This is a genomic window from Streptomyces sp. HUAS YS2, assembly GCF_033343995.1.
In the GTDB taxonomy this organism is placed as follows: Bacteria; Actinomycetota; Actinomycetes; order Streptomycetales; family Streptomycetaceae; genus Streptomyces; species Streptomyces solicathayae.
Genome location: NZ_CP137573.1, coordinates 6,309,185 through 6,331,153, shown reverse-complemented (window position 1 = coordinate 6,331,153; position 21,969 = coordinate 6,309,185). Strand labels below are relative to the sequence as shown.

17 protein-coding genes are annotated in these 21,969 nt (G+C 71.8%); 4 read left to right on the top strand and 13 right to left on the bottom strand.

Features of this window, described 5'->3' with window-relative positions; translation table 11 throughout:
* Window positions 1-42 precede the first annotated feature (42 nt).
* The 5 genes from fxsT to fxsA form a co-directional block, all read right to left on the bottom strand.
* Window positions 43-3,966 carry an FxSxx-COOH system tetratricopeptide repeat protein gene (gene fxsT / locus R2D22_RS29310; RefSeq protein ID WP_318107705.1) on the bottom strand — a complete coding sequence of 1,308 codons (3,924 nt, stop codon included), beginning with the start codon at window positions 3,964-3,966 and terminating at the stop codon, window positions 43-45.
* Window positions 3,950-5,284: a TIR-like protein FxsC gene (locus R2D22_RS29305; protein ID WP_318107704.1), complete on the bottom strand. Its 1,335-nt coding sequence runs from the start codon at window positions 5,282-5,284 to the stop codon at window positions 3,950-3,952. The genes fxsT and R2D22_RS29305 overlap by 17 nt, the downstream gene beginning before the upstream one ends.
* A gap of 103 nt (window positions 5,285-5,387) precedes the next feature.
* On the bottom strand, window positions 5,388-6,179 hold the full coding sequence (locus R2D22_RS29300) for an AAC(3) family N-acetyltransferase (RefSeq protein WP_411977094.1): 792 nt from the start codon (window positions 6,177-6,179) through the stop codon (window positions 5,388-5,390).
* Window positions 6,172-8,400, bottom strand: coding sequence for a radical SAM/SPASM protein FxsBH, inactivated beta-hydroxylase extension form (fxsBH, locus tag R2D22_RS29295; RefSeq protein ID WP_318107703.1), 2,229 nt, complete (start codon window positions 8,398-8,400; stop codon window positions 6,172-6,174). Before fxsBH ends, R2D22_RS29300 begins: the two co-directional genes overlap by 8 nt.
* Before the next feature lie 9 nt (window positions 8,401-8,409).
* The gene (gene fxsA, locus R2D22_RS29290; protein WP_318107701.1) at window positions 8,410-8,574 is read right to left on the bottom strand and encodes an FxSxx-COOH cyclophane-containing RiPP peptide; all 165 of its coding nucleotides are present in this window, start codon (window positions 8,572-8,574) and stop codon (window positions 8,410-8,412) included.
* A 234-nt stretch (window positions 8,575-8,808) separates the two neighbouring features.
* Here fxsA and R2D22_RS29285 point away from each other — a divergent pair, with 234 nt between their 5' ends.
* The gene (locus R2D22_RS29285; RefSeq protein WP_318107699.1) at window positions 8,809-9,684 is read left to right on the top strand and encodes a DUF4231 domain-containing protein; all 876 of its coding nucleotides are present in this window, start codon (window positions 8,809-8,811) and stop codon (window positions 9,682-9,684) included.
* 12 nt (window positions 9,685-9,696) lie between these two features.
* On the opposite strand, the gene R2D22_RS29280 is transcribed toward R2D22_RS29285, so the two are convergent.
* From R2D22_RS29280 to R2D22_RS29260, 5 genes are all read right to left on the bottom strand, one after another.
* A complete protein-coding gene (locus R2D22_RS29280) occupies window positions 9,697-10,188 on the bottom strand; it encodes a hypothetical protein (RefSeq protein ID WP_318107697.1) in 492 nt (163 codons plus the stop codon).
* A 117-nt stretch (window positions 10,189-10,305) separates the two neighbouring features.
* Window positions 10,306-11,211: a S1 family peptidase gene (locus tag R2D22_RS29275; protein WP_318107696.1), complete on the bottom strand. Its 906-nt coding sequence runs from the start codon at window positions 11,209-11,211 to the stop codon at window positions 10,306-10,308.
* 178 nt (window positions 11,212-11,389) lie between these two features.
* Complete coding sequence (locus R2D22_RS29270; RefSeq protein WP_318107694.1) at window positions 11,390-12,244, bottom strand: S1 family peptidase; 855 nt, start codon at window positions 12,242-12,244, stop codon at window positions 11,390-11,392.
* 201 nt (window positions 12,245-12,445) lie between these two features.
* A complete protein-coding gene (locus R2D22_RS29265; protein WP_318107693.1) occupies window positions 12,446-13,234 on the bottom strand; it encodes a DUF1684 domain-containing protein in 789 nt (262 codons plus the stop codon).
* Window positions 13,235-13,303: 69 nt separating this feature from the next.
* A complete protein-coding gene (locus R2D22_RS29260) occupies window positions 13,304-14,578 on the bottom strand; it encodes a DUF5685 family protein (RefSeq protein ID WP_318107692.1) in 1,275 nt (424 codons plus the stop codon).
* A gap of 308 nt (window positions 14,579-14,886) precedes the next feature.
* Between R2D22_RS29260 and R2D22_RS29255 the strand changes: the two genes are divergently transcribed.
* On the top strand, window positions 14,887-15,321 hold the full coding sequence (locus R2D22_RS29255; protein WP_318107690.1) for a cell division protein SepF: 435 nt from the start codon (window positions 14,887-14,889) through the stop codon (window positions 15,319-15,321).
* Window positions 15,322-15,408: 87 nt separating this feature from the next.
* Here R2D22_RS29255 and R2D22_RS29250 read toward each other — a convergent pair whose 3' ends face one another.
* Window positions 15,409-17,133, bottom strand: coding sequence for an MFS transporter (locus R2D22_RS29250; protein ID WP_318107689.1), 1,725 nt, complete (start codon window positions 17,131-17,133; stop codon window positions 15,409-15,411).
* Window positions 17,134-17,560: 427 nt separating this feature from the next.
* Here R2D22_RS29250 and R2D22_RS29245 point away from each other — a divergent pair, with 427 nt between their 5' ends.
* The gene (locus R2D22_RS29245) at window positions 17,561-18,607 is read left to right on the top strand and encodes a phosphatase PAP2 family protein (RefSeq protein ID WP_318107688.1); all 1,047 of its coding nucleotides are present in this window, start codon (window positions 17,561-17,563) and stop codon (window positions 18,605-18,607) included.
* A gap of 100 nt (window positions 18,608-18,707) precedes the next feature.
* On the opposite strand, the gene R2D22_RS29240 is transcribed toward R2D22_RS29245, so the two are convergent.
* A complete protein-coding gene (locus R2D22_RS29240) occupies window positions 18,708-18,929 on the bottom strand; it encodes an I78 family peptidase inhibitor (protein ID WP_318107686.1) in 222 nt (73 codons plus the stop codon).
* A gap of 319 nt (window positions 18,930-19,248) precedes the next feature.
* Between R2D22_RS29240 and ctaD the strand changes: the two genes are divergently transcribed.
* Complete coding sequence (gene ctaD / locus R2D22_RS29235) at window positions 19,249-20,997, top strand: aa3-type cytochrome oxidase subunit I (RefSeq protein ID WP_318107684.1); 1,749 nt, start codon at window positions 19,249-19,251, stop codon at window positions 20,995-20,997.
* On the opposite strand, the gene R2D22_RS29230 is transcribed toward ctaD, so the two are convergent.
* A complete protein-coding gene (locus R2D22_RS29230) occupies window positions 20,918-21,922 on the bottom strand; it encodes a helix-turn-helix transcriptional regulator (protein WP_318107682.1) in 1,005 nt (334 codons plus the stop codon). The genes ctaD and R2D22_RS29230 overlap by 80 nt on opposite strands.
* Window positions 21,923-21,969: the final 47 nt, after the last annotated feature.

The following is a 21,969-nucleotide window of genomic DNA, read 5'->3' as shown; positions in this document are numbered from 1 at the left end:
ACCGGGGCTCCCGGCCGGACATCCGGCCGGGAGCCCCGTCCGTCACATCGCCAGCGGCTCCAGGTCGCGGTGCGCCCGCCGCTCCTCGCGCGCCACCCGGGTGAGCGAGTGCTCCTCACCCAGCTGCCGCGCCAGCTCGTCCGCGGTCTCGTTGCGCAGCCGCGCCGCCTCGTCCTTGCGGCCGAGCGCCCCCAGGGTCACCGCCATGTTGGAGGAGACCGCCAGCACCTCGGGGTGCAGCGAGCCGAGCGCCTCGCGGAGCCCGGCCACGGCACGCCGCTCGATCTCCAGGGTCTGGTCCAGCTCCCCGAGGTCCGCCTTGGCGTTGGCGAGGTTGACCGTGCAGAACAGGACGTGCGGATGCTGCTCGCCGAGCACCTCGCTCAGCGTGCGCAGCGCGCTCTGCAGCAGCTGCTCGGCGATCTCCGGGGCCCCGCAGCCCCACTGGTAGATGCCGAGGTTGTTGACCGCGGCCAGGGTGTACGGGTGCCGCTCCCCCGGCACCTTCATGTACTGGTCCACGACCTCCTGCGCCATGTCGCGGGCCGCGACCGGCTCGCCGGACGCGAACAGGTCGGCGGCCAGGTTCAGGTCGCAGGCGAGGGTGTCCGGGTTGGCCTGGGTGTACTTCTCCCGGTACCGGGTGCGGGTGGCCGTGGTCAGCCGGCGGGCGTCCTCGACCTGGTCGGCCCGGCGCAGCGACACCGCGAGCGACTTGGCGGCCGCCAGGGTGCCGGGGAACGTCCGGCCCAGGGTCTCCTTGTAGACGTCGTAGGTGCGGCTGAGCAGGTTGACCGAGTCCTCGTAGCGGCCGACCTCGCGCAGGTCGCGGGCGAGCGAGGTGGCCGAGGAGAGGGTGTACGGGTGCTCGGCGCCGAGCACCTCGGAGCGCCGGTCGAACACCTCCTGGTCGATCTCGCGGGCCCGGGCGTACTGCCCGACCATGCGCAGGTTGAGCGCCAGGTTGTTGGCCGCGGCCAGCGTCCTCGGGTGGGAGTCGTGGAAGATCTCGCTGAAGCCCTCGTGCGCCTCGGTGGCCAGTTCCATCGCCCTGCCGTACTGGCCGAGCGCGCCGAGGTCCATGGCGAGACCACTGGTGGTCATGTACGTGTGCGGGTGCGAGTCGCCCAGCACGGTCCGCTGCCGCAGCAGCGTCTCCTCGCCCAGCTCCCGCGCCTCCACGAAACGGCCCTGCGTACGCAGGATGTTGGAGAGGTGGAAGCGCAGGTAGAGGTACTGGAGGTCGTCGTTGCCGAGCATGTCCCGCCAGGCCTCGCGCAGATCGCTGGCGAGCGCGAACGCGGTCCGCACGTCACCGCGCTTCCACAGGTAGCGGACGCGGTCGATGAGCAGCCGCCGGGTCTCCGAGTCCTTGCAGTAGCGGGCCTCGGACGGGCCGAGGTGCGGCCAGATGTTGTTGAACCGCGGCCAGGTGTCCGGGTTGTCGATCGGCTCGTCGTCGTCCGGCCGGGCGCCGGCGAGGATGCGGTGCACGGCGTGCCGGGCGTCCCGCTGCTCCTCCTCGCTGAGCTGGGACCGGATCACGGCCTGGACGAGGCGGTGCACCTGGATGGAGTTGGAGACCTGGTCGACCTTGGCGAGGGCGAACCGGCCGATCTCCCGGATCACCCGGCCGAGGACCAGCTTCTCCTGCAGGGAGGGGTCGTAGGGCTTGAGGGCCTCGATCATCTCCTTGCTGTAGAGCAGGTTGGCGTGGATCGGCTCGGGCGCGAAGAAGGCGCAGAGCTGGAGCAGCCGGACGGCCGCGGGCGAGCGCTGCTTGAGCCGCTCGATGGAGACGTTCCAGGTGGCGGCGACCGGTTCGGGGTAACCGACGGGCTGGTTGAGGGCGAGGGCGCGGGGCGCCTGCTGCTCCAGTTGCTCCAGGTAGGAGGAGACCGGGGTGGCGGTCTCCGCGATCCAGGCCGCGGCCTGTTCGACGGCGAGCGGCAGGTCGCCGACCGCGCCCGCGACCCGGTCGGCGTCGTCGGCGCTGAGTCCGGGCGCGCGCCGCCTCAGGTGCTCGACGGACTCCTCGCGCAGGAAGACGTCGACGGGCAGCGCGTTGCCGTGCTGGCTCCAGCTCTGGTTGCGGGAGGTGACCAGGATGTGGCCGCCGGTCGGGAAGTACCGGGTGAGCTGGTCGGGGTCGTCGGCGTTGTCGAAGACCAGCAGCCAGCGGTTGGACGGCACGCCGCGACGCAGCAGGTCGATGGCCTCCTGGGAGGCGGCGGCCATGTCGTCGCCGCCCTGGGCGCCGAGCCGGCCGGCGAGTTCGGCGAGGCCGGCCACGACGTCGTCGGTCTGCTCGGCGGAGATCCACCAGACCAGGTCGTAGTCCGCCATGAACCGGTGCACGTACTCCAGGGCCACCTGGGTCTTGCCGACGCCGCCGAGGCCGTACAGGGTCTGCGGCTGCGGCAGCACGACGGCCATGCCGGCGCCGAGCTGGTCGCGCATCCGCTCCAGGACGACGGAGCGGCCGGTGAAGCCGGAGTTCCGGGGCGGCGCGTTCCAGATCTTGGGGACGGTGCCGGGGAACCGCGGTCCGGGCGCGACGCCGTCGGGCAGGTTGACGGGCCGCTCCAGGGCCCGCAGCAGGGCGCTGGTGGCGTGGGACTCGTCGAGCCGGTACAGGTCGACCGGGTTGCGGTCGATGTACGGGGTGGAGAGCCGGACGTCGCCGACCCTGAGCGGCAGCAGGTGGCGGCGGCTTCCGGCCGAGTCCTCGGCCGCGGCGCGCTGCCACACCTCCATGGCGCGGGTGGACTTGAGGTAGGCGCTGGACAGCAACACGACGGTGCGGGCGGCGTGTTCGGTGGAGTGGGCGTCGTCCGGCCCGGGTTCGGCGGAGACGTCGCGCGGGACCACGCGGAAGCCGGCCCGGGTGAGCACGGACTCGATCCAGTCGGCCCACATGCGGTTCTCGGCCACGTACGACAGGAACAGGTCGGCGGGCAGCGCGGGCCGGCGCCGGGTGAAGGCGTCCCGGATCCGCAGCCGCGGTTCCTCGGCGACCGGCGGCATGCCGGTGATCTCGCCCTCGGTGACGACGGCGGTGAGCCGTTCGAACGCGGAGAGCAGGGACGTGGTGAGTCCGGCCTCGTCGCCGAACGCAGCGAGGGTCTCCTCGTAGGCGTAGTAGGGGCGGTACGGGATCTCCACCGAGCCCCAGTAGGCGGTGAGGTCGTCGCCGGTGAGGTCGCTGGGGAAGCCGTCGAACTTGAGCCGCGCGAGGGCGCGTCCGGCGTCGGCCTTCTCCTTCTCGCCCTCGTCGATCCGCATCGGCACCGGGTAGATCTTGATGCCCCGGCCGCGGTACTGCTCGTGGATCTGCCGGGCTATGGAGGCGGCACCGTCGATGGACTGGTCGCTGAGCGTGAAGCAGTCGACCAGGACGTCGGGCAGGTGGACGGTGCAGATGTCGGCGATGTCGCTGAGGCCGGTACGGCTGTCGATGAGGACGTAGTCGTAGTTGGCCTTCATGTCCTCGCGGAGGGCGTCGAAGAAGTGCCCGCCGCCGAGCCGGTTGTAGAAGTCGTCCCAGTCGAAGGTGGAGGCGGTCGCCGAGTACTCGCGGTTCTGCTTGCCCGCGGAGACGAAGTCGAGGGTGCCGCCGGCCGGGAACTCCCAGCCGAGCGCCTCGGGCCGCAGCGAGACCGCGTGCGGCTGGATCCGGGCGTACTCCTGGTGCCAGTCGTCCGGGCGCTCGACGGGGCTGGTGGCGGCCCAGGCGTACTCGGTGATCATGTCGATGACACCGGTGGTGGCGCCCAGGGTGGCCGGGTCGAGGAACGGGTGGAAGAAGCGGTGCAGACCCGGCGCCTCCAGGTCCCAGTCGACGGCCAGCACCCGCTTTCCGTTGGCGGCGAGTATCCAGGCGGTGTTGGCCATGGCCATGGTGCGGCCTGTACCGCCCTTGTACGAGTAGAACGTGACGATGCGTCCGTCACGGCTGGCTGTCATCCGGGTCCTCCGCATCGGGCGCTGGAAGCGTGTCGGGGGTGTACTGGGTGATCGCGTAGTCGTTGGGCATCGGGCCACGCAGCCGGGGGCGTTCGGTGTGCCGGCCACCGGCGGGCGGGTAGACGGTGGCATGCCTGAGGTACTGCTGGGCGGCCGTCTCGACGACCTGGGGGAGGAGTTGGCTGAAGACCTCCATGCTGGGCACACCGCGGGCGGCGGCCCGGCCGGCGGCCCGGCCCTGGCCCATCTTGACGGGCATGGTGCGGGCCAGGATCTCGGTCAGTTCGGCCTCCTCCTCCATGCTCTGCCGGTCCAGCCGGTTCCAGGGGACGATCACGCTCACCCAGGGACGGTGCTCGCTGTCGAAGGCGGCGAGCCGCTCCCGTCTGCTCTCGTCCTTCAGCGCCCAGCGGTCGACGATCAGGATCTCGGGGCGGGTCGGTGGCTGTTTGGCGTCCAGGATGCCGCTGTCCAGGTCGAACGAGCTGAGTCTGACCTGGTAGTTGAGGGATCGGACGAGGTCCTCGGCGACGTAGGCGAGGGGCCTGGCGGCGTCGGGGTAGTAGGGGTTCCAGTCGTGCGAGGACTCCCCGTAGTAGTCGGCCGAGCGGCCGTGGGGCAGGTCGTGGCGGGTGGGGGCGGCGATGGTCACCTGGATGGGCCGGGGGCCGCCGCTGCCCTTGGCCCCGAAGGCGCTGGGGGCCTGACGGTAGTCGAGCGGCCGGGTGGGCGCCACGGCCGCGGAGTCCGCCACCGAGACGATGCGTTTGGCGAGTTCGTAGACGGCACGTTCGTACTCCTCCGCGAACACCCGGAGTTTGATGAGCCCGTAGAGCCCGTCGGTGAAGTAGCGGTCCCCGAACGCCCGGTGGTTGAACTGCAACCGTTCGGCGGGGCCCGGTAGTTGCTCGGGCGGTACGGGCACCCAGAGTGCGGGCACGATCGCCTCGGCCGGTTTGTTGTGCTTGGCGTGGTGGGTGATCGTCCGCTGTTCGAAGGCGAACCACTCCTTGCCGCACATCTCGCTGGCGAAGTAGCGGGGCGAGAACAGCGGGACGAAGACCCGGCACGTGGCCAGGACCTCACCCAGCCGCTCCGACCAGCCCTCGCCGGAGCGTATCTCCCGGTCCATGAAGCCCGCGGGGGCTCCGGCCGGGAGATCCGTCATGGCCATCACATGGCCGCACAGATCGCGGAAGAGTCTCTCGACCCACATGTCCGGGTCCTGGCCACCCGGTCCGTACCTCGGCGTATGCGCGTAACTCAAGAAGAAGTACGGGCGATGGTCCGCCGCTCGCTGTTGCGATGACGCTTGCACACGACCCCCGTCCTGTGTGGCCCACACCCACGATTCGGAAAGGACGTGAGCGAATTAATCATTCCGGAGCAGACCTTGGTCCATCCCCATGACGTTCAGTCAATCAGCGCCGCTTTTCAGTCATCCATAGCACCGCATGGTCGACCGCATCCCTCAACGAGAACAGCCTTGCGAACGTTCCCCCCAGTTGCCCGATGTGCGCCAGCTGCCAGGGGAAGGAACCGCCGACCGCCGCGAAATCGCTGTCGTCGAGTTCGGCGTCCCGGTACTCCGTCCATTGCGGCCCGTCCGCCCCCCGGACCACACAGCGATACGTCCGCTCCGGCGCCCCCGTGCGGTATTCGGCGAGGTGGAACGCGGTGCAGACGGAGAAATCCACGTTGATCATCAGAACCCGCGCATCGGCCCGGTAGAGCGCGCCGAGCGGCGATTCCTCTCCGAGGTGGCTGTGCAGCGGATGCCCGGCCATCAGCGCCTCGGCGTCCCGGCCGACCGCCGCGAACGAGGTCTGCGGATGGGCGCTGCGCACGGCCCCGGGAGCCGTGCGCACCGACTCGGCCAGCCGGCCCATCCCCGGGCAGGGGGTGCGCAGTGGGTCGAAGGCCGGCATCTCCGCCCGGACGGCCGCCGCCTGCCCGGGTGTCAGCCCCGCCACCCGGGCCCGGTAGTGCGGCGAGGTGTCGGAGTTCTCCGGGGTGAACGCCGGGACGACCAGGGTGCCCTCGGGCCCCAGCGCCCTCCGCAGCGCCTCGCGCACGATGTCCGCCTCCAGCCCCGTCCGGGACAGGGAGGCGTGCACCAGCAGTGTCGTGCCCCGCCCGATCCCTAATCGGGCGAGATCGGCGACGATCCGTTCCGCGGGCCCGCCCCGGGGCCCTCCGGCCGCGTCAGTCACGGCTCATCTCCTCGCGCAGTCCGGCCAGCAGCGCCCTGCCGCTGACGGTCGTCTCGGCGGCGCGCTCCAGGGTGTCGAGCGCCCGCGCCGCGTGCTCGGCGTGCCGTGCGTCGCCGGGCTCGTACCCGGCGAGCCCCACCCGCTCGTACGCCCCGGCGAGCAGCCGGGAGTACGGGACCGGCGTGTCCTGCCAGGGCGCGGGGTGGCTCCACACGCCGTCCTGCGCGTGGAGGTCCGCCACTTCGAGGAGTGCCCGCAGCCTGGCCCGCCGGAACCCGACGAGCACTGCCCTGGCCAGATCCGGCACGGTGCCGCGCAGCGGGAGCCCGAGGGCGCCGTACCCGTGCCGGCCGACGGACGGCTCGGTTCCGGCCAACGGGGTGAGGGTGTGCAGCGCGGCGGCGGCCTCCTCGGCCTGGCCGGGCACCCGCTCACGCAGCAGCGCCCAGGCGCGCGCCAGCCGGCCGCTCCACCGGGCGGCCTCCTCCAGGGAGAGCCGGTGGTGCGCGGGCGCGCCGAAGCAGTCCCGGTACGGGTCGAGGTCGTCGATCGCCGCGTCCGGGGCCCCGTCCCGGCCGAGGCTGCGCACCGGCCGCCATTCGGGACCGGTCTCGTCGAGCCGGACGATCCGGCGCTCGACGCCTTCCACCACGACGAGGAAGCCCTTCTCGGCCACCCGCACCTCGGCCTCGCCGCGGGCGGGGGCGCCGGTCAGGTCGAGTTCGCCGAGCGTCGGCAGGATCAGGGCGCCGTTCTCGTAGCCGACCCGGACCGGCAGCTCCACGCCCCCGCGCACGGCCGCGGCGGCCACGTACCGGGCCAGCCGCAGCGCCGTCGCGGGCGCGTCGGGGCGGTCCGCGCGCAGGGCGTGCAGGGCGTCCAGGAGCCAGCCGCGGGTGTACGGGTGCACCAGGATCTCGTCGAGGCCGTCCGAGCGCGCCTCGACGGCGCAGGCGAGCTCCCAGGCCTCCGCCCAGGGCTCGCCGCCCCGGCCGTCGAGCGCGTGGTGGAGTTCGGCGAGCAGGCCGCGGTCGAGCTCGTACTGCTCGACGGGGAGCGCAGCGGGTCCGGCGACGGCCGGGGCGACCAGCGCCGGGGCGGCGCGCTCCTCGATCCCGCGGACCAGCGCCTCCAGGTCGGCGCAGTACACGGAGGGGTTGGCGAACGGGTCCCGGCCGGTGTCGTCGGGCCGGTAGCGGTGGGTGTAGAGCCCGCCGCCGCAGGAACGGACCACCGGGCAGGAGCGGCAGGTGTCGGCGACGCCGGCCAGGCCGAGCTGGCGGGCCCGTACGCCGGGGTGGGCGGCGACCTCGTCGAGGGAGTGGGTGAAGACGTCGAAGCCGGTGGCGGCGGCGCCGTCGTAGGCGCTCTTGAGCGAGTCGACCTGCTCCAGTGTGCCGTCGGTCTCGACCACGACGAGGTCGGTGGGGGCCAGGCCCAGCGACTCGGTCAGGCTGGGGCCGCCGGCGAGGGTGGAGAGCACCGACTCGAAGAACCGGACGGGGACCGGCCGGCCCTGCGCGTCCCAGCGGTCGAAGACGGTGAGCAGCCAGTCGGCGTACGCGGTGGGCGAGCCCTCGGGGCGCGGCGGCGGGTGCTCCCAGGTGGCGTGCGGCAGCAGGAAGTCGATCCGGGGCGGGTCGAGTTCGAGCAGGGCGTCGTACACGGCGACGGGGTCGTTCGCGATGTCGATGGTGCACAGCAGGCCGAGGTCGAGGTGCCGGTAGCGGTCCTGGTGCAGGAGCTCGACGGCCCGGAGGACCTTGGCGTGGCTGCTGCGGCCGTCGGCGTAGCGCCGGTGCCGGTCGTTGGCGGCCTTGTCGCCGTCGAGGGAGATGCCGACCCGCACGCCGAACTCGTCGAAGATGTCCAGATGGCGGGGGCTGAGCTGGATCCCGTTGGTGTGGATCCGCAGGTCGAGCGAGGTGACGGGGGCGACGGTCCGGGTGAGTTCCGCACAGACCGCGCGCAGTCGCGCGGGTCCCGCCAGCAGTGGCTCCCCTCCGTGCAGGATGACCGACACGGAGGTCAGAGCATGTTTCTCGGCATGCTCCGCCAGTCGCAGAGCAGTCCGGGCGACCGCTTGTTCAGAGATCACCCTGGGTCGGGCTCGCCAGCTCTGATCAGCGTGTTCATAGATGTAGCAGTGATCACATGCGAGATCACAACGACTGTGGATCTTGAGAACTACTTCCTGGAAAGGAACCAGGGGTTCGGTCATTCCGCCAGTCTAGAGGGCGGAATTGAAGCTCGATGCACGCTCGGCACGGTCCGCGGTCAGCGGCAGAAGACGACCGATCTTCTTCGCGGTGGCGGCTTCCCGAACGTCGATCTCGGCGAGGGGCACCCGGTTCTTCTTCGCGGCAGCGAAGGTGACAGAGGTCTGAAGGCTCACGACGGCCGTCCTAGATCATCAATGTGCTCATTGCTGAGGCTGGCACCATTGCGGTGCGTGCGCGCACGACTTTACCCTCATGACCACCTGCGGCAAATCAGCGTGCGGCGAGGAAATCTGAACGTCACTTTCGTTCACCTGACCGTACGGAACCGGCCATTACTTCGAAAGAGTGAAGCCACAACCGCAAAGACGGGGGTACGTATGAGCGGGCTCGGCGGTCCTCTCCAGAGCATGGTCTTCCGCAACGCAGATCTGCCGGCGCTCTTCCACCGGACCGACGAGATCGCGGTGACGCGGCAGCGCGAGGCCACCACCGACACGCGGCTCCAGCTGCTTCTTCTCGTCCTGGGTGCCTCCTTCGCCCTCGCTCCGTACCGACTCGCCAGCGCCTTCAGCGCGTTGACCTACGCCGGCGTACTGGCGGTGACCTACCGGGCGTCCCGCAGGCGCGCAAAGTCGCACTGGCAACTGAACCGCTCCGCAGCCGAGTTCATCAAGTCGACCTGCTGGCGGTATGCCGTCCACGGTACCCCCTACGACGCCAACTCACCTGATCCTGATGGGGAGTTCACGGCTCGACTGGAGGACGGGCTGACCGAGCTGCGCAAGGTCGGCTGGCAGGACCCCCGGGAACAGGAGTCCGGGGCGGGCGCCGAACTCATCACCGGACCCATGCGGATGCTCCGCGAGAAACCGTTCAGTGTACGCAAGGAGACGTACGTCCGCGACCGGCTGATCGAGCAGCGGAACTGGTACCACCGGCGGACGGTGGTGTCACGGCGGGCCACCACGTTCTGGTCGGCGACCATCGCCCTGCTCACCCTGCTGGCGCTGTTCTTCGGCGTGCTGCACACCCTCGCCGTCGCCGAGAGCTTCGACCCGGCCGGCGTGCTGTCGGCCGCCGCGGCGGCCTGTGTGGCCTGGGGCGAGGTGCGCCGGCACCAGCCGCTGATAGCGGCCCACTCGCTCGTCGAGGAGGACCTGGCCACCATCCAGACGGCGATGCAGACCACGGTCGACGAGGCGCGCTGGCCGGCCGCGGTCTACGAGGCGGAGCGCGTGGTCTCTCCCCAGCACACCGACTGGCTCGTGCGACACCGCAGTTGACGGACCGTCGGGTCAGCCGCGGCGGACGCCCTCGCGCCAGATCACGGTGACCGGTCGGCCCCGCTCCCGTGCGTACCGCACGATGTCGCCGGTGCCGCCGAGCCCGCGGGCCGGCTCGCCGTCCCAGACCGCGAGCAGCGCGTCGCAGTGGTCGGCGATGTAGGCGCCGGCGGCGAAGTAGGCCTCGTCCGTGGAGTGCGCGAAGGCCATCCGCACCTCGCGCGTGGCCCGCTGCCGCAGGACCTGGTAGCGGGCCAGTTCGCCGGGCTCCTCGAAGGCCTCCTCGTAGTCCCCGCTGGGGATGACCACGGTCAGTTCGGCCCCGCAGTCCAGGGCGATGCCGGCGAACAGCTGATCCGCCCCGGCGGCCAGGCTGGAGTACGCCTCCAGGCCGCCGCCGAAGCCGCACAGCGCGGCCGTGAGCTCCTCTTCGAGAGCGGCCTTCACATGGGGGTAGGCCGCCTCGGGAATGTCTCTGTGGCCGGTCACTCCGATGCGCTTCACTGACTAGCAACCCCCCGTCACCCGGTGCCCGACCGTCCCCACATCCTCCCAGACGTGTGCGAAAGGTCGAGCCCCCGCCCGGAATTCCGGACGGGGGCTCATTGGAGTGAGGGAGTGTCAGTAGACGCTCACTCCGTACGCGCTGAGCGCCTCGGTGACGGGCTGGAAGAAGGTGGTGCCGCCGGTGCTGCAGTTGCCGCTGCCGCCTGAGGTCAGGCCGATGGCGCGGCTGCCCGAGTAGAGCGGGCCGCCGGAGTCGCCGGGCTCGGCACAGACGTTGGTGCGGATCATCCCGTAGACGATGTCCCCGCCGCCGTAGTTGACCGTGGCGTTGAGGCCGGTGACGGACCCGCCGTGGGTGCCGGTGGTGGAGCCGCGGCGGGTGACGGACATGCCGACGGTGGCGTTGGCCGCGCTGGTGATGTCCTGGGAGCCGACGGTGCCGGACTTGGTGACCGTCGAGTTGGTGTACCGGACGATGCCGTAGTCGTTGGTCGGGAAGCTGGAGCCCGCGGTGGAGCCGAGGACCGTGGTCCGGCCGGAGTTGGACCACCAGGTGCCCGCGCCGTCGGTGCAGTGACCGGCGGTCAGGAAGTAGTAGTTGCCCGCGCTGTCCCGGACGTTGAAGCCGAGGGAGCAGCGCCAGCCGGACGCGTAGATCGCGTCGCCGCCGGAGATCAGCTTGGTGAACTTGCCCGGGGTCCGCTCGACGCGTATCGCGCCGGCGTTCGTCCCGGCCTCGCGCTTGATCTTGGCGATCTCCGCCTTGGAGACGGTGGAGTCGGCGGTGACGACGAGGGCTCCGGTGGCCTGGTCGACGTGCCAGGCGGTGCCGGGGACGTCGGCCTTGAGGACGGCGTCGCCGGCGGCGGAGAGCTGGGAGGCGCTGAACGTTCCGGCGGAGTCCGCGTTCGCGGTGGGGACGGCGAGCACGGCTGCGGCGGCGACGAGACCGGTGGTGACGGCGAGGAGGCGGGTCCGTCTCGTGGCTCCGCTGCGGGGGGTGGTGCGCTTGATCCTCACTTCTCGTTCCTCCAGAGGGGAATCGGGGGCCCGCCGTGGGGTGTCGGGCCCGTGAGGCGCGGCCAGGGGCCGGCGCTGTGGGGGAGTCTCGATCCGCCCGGGGCGGCGCCGCAAGGGCGCCTTTCGGCCGTACAGCCCTCAACTACCGGGCGGATCGGGCGAGTTGTCGCGACAGCGATCAGTAGAGGCTGACGTTGTACTTGGAGAGGGCCTCGGTCACCGGCTGGTAGAAGGTGGTGCCGCCGGAGCTGCAGTTGCCGCTGCCGCCCGAGGTGATGCCCAGGGCCTTGGTGCCGTCGTACAGCGGGCCGCCGGAGTCGCCGGGCTCGGCACAGACATTGGTCTGGATCATGCCGCGCACGGTGCCGCCGCCGGAGTACCGCACGGTGACGTTCAGGGCCGTGACGGTGCCGCCATGGGTGCCGGTGGTGGAGCCGGTGCGCTTGACGGACTCGCCGACGTAGGCGTTGGCTGCGGTGAAGCCGCCGGTGTGGCTCAGGGACGCGTTGTCGTAGCGGACCAGGGCGTAGTCGTTGCCCGGGAAGCTGGAGCCGACGGTGGCGCCGATGAGGGTGGTCTGGGCGGAGCTGGTGTACCACGTGTTCGCCACGTCGCCGCAGTGGCCTGCGGTGACGAAGTAGTAGGTGCTGCCGCTGCGGGCGTTGAAGCCCAGCGAACAGCGGTAGCCGCCGCCGTAGATGGCGTCGCCGGCGGCGAGCAGCGGGGTGAAGACGCCGGGAGAGCGCCGGACGTCGAGGGCGCCGGCGTCCGCGCCCGCCGAGCGTCTGATCTTCGCGATCTCGGCGTCGGAGACGGTGGAGTCGGCGGTGACGACGACCCGGCCCGATGCACGGTCGACATACCAGGCGGTGCCGTCGACGTCCGCCCCGAGTACGGCGGCGTCGGCGCGGGCGAGCTGGGCGGCCCCTGCGGCGGCGGGGGCGGGCGCCGCCTGGGCGCCGGGGAGTGCGAGAGCGGTGGTGGCCGCGAGACCCGCCGCGACGGCGAGCAGACGGGTGCGCTTGATCCTCACTGATCTCCTCCTGGAAAAAGTGGAGGGGCCCGGGGGTGGCGGGCCCGTGAGGCGCCATCAGGTGATGTGTCCCTGACATGCACCGCCAGCGATAGTGGCCTCACCGGGCGCGGCGCACAAGACCGCGGGACGTACGGGGCCACGGCGACGGACGGGACGGCAGTTCCCCGGCCACCCCGATTCCCACCGCCGACCTGCGGATCAGCCGGTCAGCACCTGCCGCTCCCCCGCCGGGACCGGAACCGGCAGCGTGTTTCCGGGCGGCGGGAACGGGCAGATGAAGTGGTCGGCGAACGCGCACGGCGGGAGCAGGGCGCGGTTGAAGTCGACCGTCACCGAGCCGTCGGCCGCCGGGGCGGCCGGGCGCAGGAACCGGAAGCGGTAACTGTCTTTCCCACTGGTGTCGTCCGCGAAGACCGCCCACAGCGAGCCGTCGTCCTCGACCGCGACCTGGAGGCTCTGCGCCGCTCCTCCGATCGCGAAGACGATCTCCCCGGCCAGTCCGAGCCCGCGCTCGCGCCCGTCGGCGTTCTCCACCCGGATGCTGTGCGCCTCCTCGTACGACCGGTAGACGCCCGGCAGCACCCAACCCGCGTCGTACGGGGTCGCCTCGATGCCCCGGTAGGCGCGCCGCGCCGAGGACTCGGGGTCGAAGTCGCGTACCGCCCACAGCCCTTCGCGGCGCAGCACCACGAGACGGCGGCCGGCCGACTCGACCCGGGACTCCGGGATGGGCCCGTGGTCGGCGGTGAGCCGGACCGTACCGATCAGGGGCGCGCCGTCGACGGTGATCGCGTCCTCCGCGCCGGCCGTGAGGACCACCTCGTCACCGTCCTCGCGCCACTCCCCCGGAACGGCCGGAATTCGACCCTCCGGGTTGTCGGCGAGCCAGTACGTGCCGGTGAGGGAGAGCGGACCGTGGGGTTCGGCGACCGCGGCAGAACGCCGCTCGTGCCAGTGCTGCCAGTCCTTCTGCGGATCGGTGCTCATGGGGTCACCTTCGCATACGGACCCGCGCGGCCCTGGGTCGCCCGAGGCCCCCGGTCGGCTGAGATCGCCTCAGCAGCCGCAGTCGCAGCCGCAGTCGCAGCCGTCGCAGCAGCCGCCGTCGCCGCCGCTCTCTCCGCAGCAGTTGCAGCAGTCCCCGCAGCCGCTGCAGTCGCAGTTCCCGCAGTCGCAATCGTTGCAGAGGCCCTCCTTGCGCTGCCGGTCCCAGGGGTCCTCGTACGTCCCGCAGCACATCTGGCAGGTGCAGGCCAGCGCCATCCACATCGCGCAGCCGGCTATGAGCCCGCGCCGGCCCCGGTTCGGCGGCTCGGGCGGCAGCGGCCCGCCGGGGCCACCGGGGCCACCCGGACCGGGCGCGTACGGGTTGCCGGGCACGGGGCCGTACGGGCCGGGCGCGTACGGCCCGGGCTGGTGCGGGCCCGGCTGGTACGGCCCCGGCTGGTGCGCGCCGGACACGCCGTGCGCGCAGGTGGTCGTACCGAAGGCCCGGTCGATCGAGCGGCCCAGCTCGTGCGCGAGCAGCACATGCGCCAGCCTGCCGTCGACGAACTCCGCGTCGCGCAGCGCCAGACGGATGCCGTGCAGCGCGTCGTCCGCGAGCCGGCGGGCCTCCTCGAGGGAGGTCCCGGTGGCGGTCAGCGGGTTCCAGGCACCGGCGGCCTCGTCCGCGGTCCGGTCCTCGACGGCGTCGAGGAGGTGCGCCAGCCGGCCGAAGAGCCGGCCGGCCTCGGCCAACGGCTCGGCGTTGCCCGGCCTGCCGGCCAGCACCGCGGTGTGGGCGAAGGCGGCGGCGGTCGCGGTCTCCGTGGGCTCGGTGACGGTGAGCAGGGAGGTGCCCGGACCGGCCAGCGCCTCGATCCCGGTCTGCCGGTCCACCGCGTCGACCAGGACCGCAGTGTCGAAGCCGAGGTCCCGGCCGGCCCGCGCCCCTGCGCGGTCCCAGGAGCGGGCGACCCGGCGGGCGGCCGCGGCCACCGGACGGCGGGCCAACAGCCCGTCCCGGTCGGCGACGTGGTCCCGTACCTTCGCCGAGGCCAGCACCAGGGAGACCGCCGCGGCGAGGCGGGCCCCCTCCCCCATCGCGACCGGTGCGGTGCGCATCGCGCGCAGCGGACAGGGTCCGGCGACGCGCCGGTCGGCGGTGGTGACCCCCGCCTGAGCCTCCGTCAGGACCGAGACGATCAGGCCGTCATAGTTGGTGGCGACCCGCGCGAACTGTCCGTGGTCGGCCCGAAGAGCCAGGCACAGGCCGCAGAGATGGGCCATCCACTCCGTCCTGAGCCCGTCGGTGAGACGGTGCGCGCAGGGCCTGACGATTCCGAACAACGATTCCCCCGAGCTTCGAGCGCCAGTGCGGCGGGCATCGTATCGAGCCACCGCCGTTCACCCGTACGTCCCCCTGATCACCCGTCCGGCCCGGCCGGGCCCGACTTTCCTATTTTGTGCGGTACGCGACACGTACGAGGCTCCGTCAGGCGCCCTATAAGGGAAGAACCTTGACGTATCGCCATATCTTCTGCACCAGTCCCGTCACGAATCCCCTGCGCGGTGCCTATCCACTTGGCGCACGATCCGCATCATGGACGACCATAGGGATGCGGAACCACAAGTGACCGCGCTGAAAGGAGGCGTCCATGGGATCGGTGCGCAAGGCGAGTGCATGGCTGGGTCTCGTCGAGGACAGCGACGAGCGTTACTACGACGACGAGTACGCCGAGGGAGCCGAGAGCGGCGACGCCTGGGTGACGGACCCGCGGGTGCGGGTGGCCTCCGACTCGGCGCAGGAGCAGGGCCGGCGGATCGCCACCGTCTCGCCTGACGGCTTCCGCGACGCCCGGGGCATCGGCGAGCTGTTCCGCGACGGCGTCCCGGTGATCGTGAACCTGACGTCGATGGAGTCGTCCGACGCCAAGCGCGTGGTGGACTTCGCGGCGGGCCTCGCCTTCGGCCTGCGCGGCTCCATCGAGCGGGTGGCGACCCGGGTGTTCCTGCTGACCCCCGCGGACACCCAGATCGTCAGCGGTGACCCGGCGGGTCGTGCGCAGGACGGTTTCTTCAATCAGAGCTAGGTCCGGAGTGGCTCCGGCCAGGGGTCCGGGGGTTGTCCCCCGGGAAAGCACAGCAACCAGAGCTGAGGGCCGGCGCCGCGGCACCGATCAGTGCGCCGCCCGGCCGGACCCGGCCGGCTCGGCCGGTTCCCGCCGGTGCGGCAGCCGCGCCCCGACCGGCCCGGCGTCCTGCCCTCCGAGCGGCCCGGCGTCCGGTTCGCCGACCGGCCCCGCGACGGCTTCGGCGTCCTTCGGCTCGTCCGCGCACGCGTCCGCGTGATCGTCCGGCAGCTCCGCCGGGCACTCCATCACCCGGGGCAGCCGCAGCGCCATCAGCGCCCCGGCCAGCAGCAGACCGGCGCTCACCACGAGCGTGACGTGCAGGCCCGTGACGAAGGAGTGCCGGGCCGCGTCGTGCAGCGCCGCGCCGGCCGCGCCGCCGAGCTGATCGGCGACCCGGTACGCCTCGCCGAGCGAGTTCGCCGCGGCCTCGGACGCCGCGGCCGGCACGCCGGGGACGTCGTGGAGACCGGGCGCGTACGCGGCGTTCATGACGCTGCCGAGCAGCGCGATGCCCATGCCCGCGCCGAGCTGGTACGAGGTCTCGCCGATCGCCGCCGCGCCGCCCGCGCTCTCCGGCGGGGCCTCGCTGAGCATCGACTCGTACGCGCCGAAGAGCGTGGTCTGCAGGCCGAAGCCGAGCAGCACGAAGCCGACGGTGAGCAGCACGGGCCGGTCGTGCTGGCCCATGAGGACCAGCAGCAGCACCGCGGAGGCGGTGAGCACGAAGCCCCAGCCGACCATCCGGCGCGGGCCGATCCGGTGCAGCGTGGACGAGCCGGTGGCCCCGGCGGCCATCGCGGCGAAGGTGAGCGGCAGCAGCCGCAGCCCGGTCTCCAGCGGGCTCAGCCCCAGCACCAGCTGGAGGTACTGGACGGCGATCAGCTGGAGGCCGACCAGCGCCAGCATCGCCAGCACGACGCAGCCGACGGACGTGGTGAACGCCGGGCGGCGGAACAGCCGCATGTCGATCAGCGGATGCGGGCGGCGTTTCTGCCGCCGTACGAAGAGCATCAGCAGCGCGGCGCCGAGCAGCAGCGGGGCCAGCGTGGCCGGGGCGAGCAGGGCCTCGCCCACACCGGCGCGCTTGACGCCGAGCACGACACCGAGCACGCCGACCGCGGCCATCAGCGCGCCGAGGACGTCCCAGGGGCCGTCGGCGCGGCCCCTGGACTCCGGCAGCAGCAGGCGGCCGAGCGGCAGGATCACCGCCATCAGCGGGATGTTGATCAGGAAGACCGAGCCCCACCAGAAGTGCTCGACCAGGAAGCCGCCGAGGACGGGTCCGGTGGCCGCGCCGACGGCGGCGACGGCGGTCCAGATGCCGATGGCGGTGGCCCGCTCGCGCCGGTCGGGGAAGACCGCCCGGAGGATCGAGAGGGTGGCGGGCATGATCATCGCGCCGCCGACACCGAGCAGCACCCGGGCGGCGATCAGTACCTCGGGGCCGGTCGCCAGGGCGGCCAGGGCGGAGGCGGCGCCGAACAGTCCGTAACCGAGCAGCAGCACCCGCCGCCGTCCGATCCGGTCGCCGAGGGTGCCGAAGAGGATCAGCAGCGCGGCGCAGACGAGCGGGTAGGCGTCGACGACCCAGAGCAGCTGGGTGGAACTGGGCCGGAGGTCGGCGGTGAGGGAGGGGACGGCGACGTGCAGCACGGTCGCGTCCAGCGCGACGAGCAGCAGGCTGACGCAGAGGACGACGAGGACGACCCAGCGGTTGGTGCCGCCTCCGGCGGCACGCGGTCGTGTTCCGGCCGTGATCGTCCGCGCCATGTACGTACCTCCCAGTGGTTCCTCACGTTCGGCGGGCGCCGGCCCCTGAGGGCGGCCCGGCATCGGCACGCGAGTGAGTCGTCAGCGTACGCGAGTTCGGAGGCCGGGCGCGTGGCGCAGCTCTCACCCGTCCGGCCGGTGGGTGTGGCGTACGCCACTGGGCCGGTCCGGCGTGCCGGATGGAATTCCCTGCCGCCGACCGGGTGAAGTATTTCGTCGACACCGGTCTCGACAGACAAACAGACTTACGGAATCGACCGGCTCGGCAATAGGGCACAAGGTCACCGGGATTTCCCGGGACGACGAGAAGACGGCCGGAAGACGACGGGAATTGGAGCCGGGAATGAGACCGACTCCACATCACATGGTCATCACGAACAGCCCGGATCGGCCGGGTCGCGCACTCACTCCCTGTAACGTCGATTGGGTGCGTACCGACATCTTTGCCCGGCTGGACCGGGAGCCGGAACCGCCGAAGATAGAGATCCCGCGGATGACCCGGACCCGTCTCGCCCTCTTCGGCGGGACGCTGGCGTTCTATCTCGCGATCGTGGTCGCCGTGCTGCTGTCCACCTGGCTGGTGCTGCTCGACTGGAAGATCATGCTCTTCCGGCCCTACCAGCAATGGCCCGAGCTGCACGCGTTCCTCGACTACTACGTCGTGCTCGGCCAGCGCGGCCCGACCGCGGTGATGGTCGCCGCCTGGCTGGGCTGGCGCTCCTGGAGACAGCACACGCTGCGCCCGCTGCTCGCGCTCGGCGCCGCGCTGCTCCTGCTCAACGTGACGGTCGGCTCCGTGAAGCTCGGCCTGGGCCGCCTCGGCCCCCACTACGCGACGCAGATCGGCTCCGCCGAGCTCTTCGCGGGCGGCGATATATTTCCGTCCGGCCACACCGCGAACGCGGTGGTGACCTGGGGCATCCTGGCCTACCTGGCCACCACCCCGCGGGCCCGGCGCTACCTGTCGGCGCTGTCCGCGGTGGTCGCCCTGGGCGTCGGTCTGACCACGGTCTATCTCGGTACGCACTGGCTGAGCGACGTCCTGCTCGGCTGGGCCGCCGGCCTGGTGATCCTCCTGGCGCTGCCCTGGTGCGAGCCGGTCATCGCCCGTGCCGAGGCGTACATCCTCGGGCTGCGCGAGCAGCTGCGGGCCCGCCGCCGTCTGGTGCCCTCGCTTCCGGTCGCGGCCGGAGGCCCCCGACCGTCGCTGTTCCCGCAGCGTCCGGCGGGTGTCGCGGGCGGCGAGCACGAGGCGCACGAGGGTCCGGTGCGCGAGCCGGTCGGGGCCGGCAGCGGCCGGTCCGGCGCGACGCGCGGCACCGGCGCGGGTACGGGCCAGCTGGCTCCGTCCGCGCGCTCGCACGCCCATCCGCACGGCCACCCGCACCCGCACGCGGTGCGGTCGGACCGGACGCCGGTCACCCCTGCCGGCAGCCGCCGGCCGCCGCGGTCGCGTCCGGCGACGGGCGGCTGACCGCCCGGAACGACGCGCGGGGGCGGTACGCACAGGCCATCCCCCGCCATGGCGAAGGCCCCGGCTCAGGCCGGGGCCTTCGTCGTACCACGGGAGCGGTTCAGCCGAGCCAGCAGCGCAGGACGGTGTTCTCGTTCTCGTCCACCTCGAAATTGATGCGGCTCGGCATGTACTCCATGGTGATGATCGAGCCGGGCGCGACGGAGCGGACCGTGGTCCATCCGCGGCTTCTCGCGAGCTGTTCCGCGCCGTTCGCGTCGAGGCCCACATAGGCCTCCGGAGCGTCTTCGGGCGGTACGGGAGAGGTCGGTATCGGTGCCATGCCACTCACGTTAGGCGGCCTCGGACGGTGACGGAAGCAGGGCGTCCAAGAGATCTCCCAGCACGCCCACGTGCCACACCTGTCACACTTCTGTCACAGCTCGCCAACGTGCGTTTAGTGCGAACACCGTCACTCGTACGGGGAGTTTCCCACCGGTTCCCAGGTAATTCCGCCCTCCTTCCGGGACAAGTCTCACAGGGTTGCGCTAATTGCCGGAACCGGCGCCTCCGGAGAAATACCGGCCGTCCGTGTCCACCCGGCATTCACGTCTCCCGCGCAGGACGCACACGATTCGCGGACGGACCACCGGAGGCAACCCATGGGGACGGACACGGCGGCGGCTGGCGTCGAGGAGCCGCCGGCCCGGCAGCGCGCGCCCCGGCGGCGGGGCCGGGCGCTGGTGGGCTGGCTGACCACAACCGACCACAAGCGGATCGGTCACCTCTACCTCGTCACGTCGTTCGCGTTCTTCCTGCTGGCCGGTCTCCTGGCGCTGCTGATGCGCGCCGAGCTTGCCCGCCCGGGCCTCCAGCTGATCGACAACGACCAGTTCAACCAGGCCTTCACCCTGCACGGCACGATCATGCTGCTGCTGTTCGCGACGCCGACCTTCGCAGGCTTCGCCAATGAGCTGGTGCCGCTGCAGATCGGAGCGCCCGACGTGGCCTTCCCGCGGCTGAACATGTTCTCGTACTGGCTGTTCCTCTTCGGCGGCCTGATGGTGATCAGCGCCCTGCTCGTACCGGGCGGCGCGCCAGGATTCGGGTGGACGGCGTACGCACCGCTCAACGGTCTGACGCGGACCCCAGGCGTCGGCGCCGACCTGTGGATCATGGGTCTGGCGCTCTCCGGTTTCGGCACGATCCTCGCGTCGGTGAACTTCCTGGCGACGATCATCGGCATGCGAGCCCCGGGGATGACGATGTTCCGGATGCCGATCTTCACCTGGAACGTGCTGTTCACGACCATCCTGGTGCTGATGGCCTTCCCTGTCCTCGCCGCCGCGCTGCTGGTGCTCGAGTCGGACCGGCGGCTCGGCTCGGTGGTGTTCCACGCCGAGTTCGGCGGGGCGCTGCTCTGGCAGCACCTCTTCTGGTTCTTCGGCCATCCCGAGGTCTACATCATCGCGCTGCCGTTCTTCGGCATCGTCACGGAGATCCTGCCGGTCTTCTCCCGCAAGCCGGTCTTCGGCTACATCACGCTGATCGGCGCGACCATGGCGATCACCGGTCTGTCGGTGGTGGTGTGGGCGCACCACATGTTCGCGACGGGCGCGGTGCTGCTGCCGTTCTTCTCGCTGCTCTCGTTCCTGATCGCGGTGCCGACCGGGGTGAAGTTCTTCAACTGGACCGGGACGATGCTGAAGGGCTCGCTGAGCTTCGAGACGCCCATGCTGTGGGCGATCGGCTTCCTGGTGTCGTTCCTGTTCGGCGGGCTGACCGGGGTGATCCTCGCGTCGCCCCCGATGGACTTCCAGGTCACCGACTCGTACTTCGTGGTGGCGCACTTCCACTACACCGTCTTCGGCACGGTCGTCTTCGCGACCTTCGCCGGCTTCTACTTCTGGTGGCCCAAGTTCACCGGCCGGATGCTCGACGAGCAGCTGGGCCGGATCCACTTCTGGACGCTGTTCGTCGGCTTCCACCTCACGTTCCTGGTGCAGCACTGGCTCGGCGCGGAGGGCATGCCGCGGCGGTACGCCGACTACCTGGCGGCCGACGGCTTCACGACGCTGAACACCGTCTCGACCATCGGCGCGCTGCTGCTCGGCTCGTCCACCCTGCCGTTCCTCTACAACGTCTGGAAGACGCAGCGGTACGGCAAGAAGGTGGACGTCGACGACCCGTGGGGCTACGGTCGCTCGCTGGAGTGGGCGACCTCCTGCCCGCCGCCCCGGCACAACTTCACCTCGGTGCCCCGGATCCGGTCCGAGAGCCCGGCGTTCGACCTGCACCACCCGGAGTTCGCGGCCTTCGAGGAGGCCCGGATCAGCGAGCCTGCGGGTCGCCGGGCGCCGGGACGGCCGTCGGAGCCGTCCGGTCCAGGGCACGGGACAGACGGTCCCTGAGGGCGCGGATCCGGTCGTCGAGTTCGGGAGGGTCCACCACCTCGAACTCGAAGCCCATCATCATCACGTGGATCACCAGGACGTCCAGGCCGTGCGCACCGGCGCGCAGCAGGCAGCGGTCCGGCCCGTCCGCCTCCAGGACGCCGTCCATCGGCCCGACGACCCGCGCGGCCTCGGCGAGCGGCACAAGGAGCCGGACGACCCCCTCCGCTGCGTACGCGGCGCCGGACACGCCCTTCGCGACGTAGGCGGCCAGGTCGTCGGCGGGCGGCTCGCGCGGCGGGAACCGGGGGCCGTGCGGTGGCTTGGGGGTGATCCGGTCGGCCCGGAAGGTCCGCCAGGCCAAACGGTCCACGTCCCACGCGACCAGGTACCAACGCCGCTCGGTGCAGACCAGGCGGTGCGGTTCGACGGTGCGGCGGGTGGCGGCGCCGCTGTGGTCGCGGTACTCGAAGCGGAGCCGCTCGGCGTCCCGGCAGGCATTGGCCAGCTCGGTGAGGACAGAGGGGTCCAGCGAGCCGGACGGGGTGCGCAGCATCGGCACGGTGAAGGCGTTGAGCGCGCTGACCCGCCGCCGCAGCCGCCCGGGCAGCACCTGCTCCAGCTTGGCCAGGGCGCGTACGGAGGTCTCGCCGATGCCTTCGATGCCCTGCCCGGCGGCCGTGCGCAGCCCCACCGCGACGGCCACGGCCTCCTCGTCGTCGAGCAGCAGCGGCGGAAGCTCGGCCCCGGCGCCGAGCCGGTACCCGCCGCCGGTCCCGGGGCTGGCGTCGACGGGGTAGCCGAGTTCGCGCAGCCGGTCGACGTCCCGGCGCACGGTCCGCGCGGTCACCCCGAGCCGGTCGGCCAGGACGGCCCCGGACCATTCCCGGTGTGTCTGGAGCAGCGAGAGCAGGCGCAGCAGGCGCGCCGAGGTTTCCAGCATGCGCCCGAGTCTGCCAGCGATCGCGGACAGCTACGGTCCGCGATCGG

Coding starts and splice junctions, on each gene's coding strand:
- fxsT (WP_318107705.1), bottom strand. CDS start 3,966: ATGACAGCCAGCCGTGACGGACGCATCGTCACGTTCTACTCGTACAAG.
- fxsBH (WP_318107703.1), bottom strand. CDS start 8,400: ATGACCGAACCCCTGGTTCCTTTCCAGGAAGTAGTTCTCAAGATCCAC.
- R2D22_RS29285 (WP_318107699.1), top strand. CDS start 8,809: ATGGTCTTCCGCAACGCAGATCTGCCGGCGCTCTTCCACCGGACCGAC.
- R2D22_RS29265 (WP_318107693.1), bottom strand. CDS start 13,234: ATGAGCACCGATCCGCAGAAGGACTGGCAGCACTGGCACGAGCGGCGT.
- R2D22_RS29255 (WP_318107690.1), top strand. CDS start 14,887: ATGGGATCGGTGCGCAAGGCGAGTGCATGGCTGGGTCTCGTCGAGGAC.
- R2D22_RS29250 (WP_318107689.1), bottom strand. CDS start 17,133: ATGGCGCGGACGATCACGGCCGGAACACGACCGCGTGCCGCCGGAGGC.
- R2D22_RS29240 (WP_318107686.1), bottom strand. CDS start 18,929: ATGGCACCGATACCGACCTCTCCCGTACCGCCCGAAGACGCTCCGGAG.
- ctaD (WP_318107684.1), top strand. CDS start 19,249: ATGGGGACGGACACGGCGGCGGCTGGCGTCGAGGAGCCGCCGGCCCGG.
- R2D22_RS29230 (WP_318107682.1), bottom strand. CDS start 21,922: ATGCTGGAAACCTCGGCGCGCCTGCTGCGCCTGCTCTCGCTGCTCCAG.